Origin of the sequence: Paraburkholderia sp. JHI2823, assembly GCF_038900695.1 — a bacterium.
In the GTDB taxonomy this organism is placed as follows: Bacteria; Pseudomonadota; Gammaproteobacteria; order Burkholderiales; family Burkholderiaceae; genus Paraburkholderia; species Paraburkholderia mimosarum.
Map to the genome: position 1 here is coordinate 1 of NZ_JAYMRY010000342.1, position 396 is coordinate 396.

Sequence of the window (396 nt, forward strand, 5' to 3'; positions counted from 1 at the left end):
GTGTGTGGCGTTCATCGGTCACGCGCCCCGCTACCAGCGCACGCCGAACGCGGCACGGAGTTCTTCGAGCGCGGCGGCGTCAAGCGGCGCGGGTCGCGGATTCGTCATCAGCCACAGACGCGCGGTCTCCTCGAGTTCTTCGAGCGCATACGACGCGTGCGCGACCGAGCGCTCCCACACCACCGGTCCCAGACGTTCGAGTAACACCGCGCGCACGCGATCGGCCAGCTCGGCGATCTGCGCGGCCACTCGCGGATCGCCTGGGCGTTGGTAGCGAATCAGCGGTACGTGGCCCACTTTCATCACGTAGTACGGCGTGATCGGCGGCAATACGTCCGCTTCGCTCCACACGACCACGAGCGTCAATGCGACCAGATGCGTCGAATGGGTATGGAC

The 396-nt window shown here is 66.4% G+C and carries 1 protein-coding gene; it reads right to left on the minus strand.

The window, feature by feature from the left end:
- Window positions 1–30 precede the first annotated feature (30 nt).
- A partial coding sequence (locus tag VSR34_RS38910) for a class II aldolase/adducin family protein (RefSeq protein ID WP_342965301.1) occupies window positions 31–396 on the minus strand: 366 nt, incomplete at its 5' end.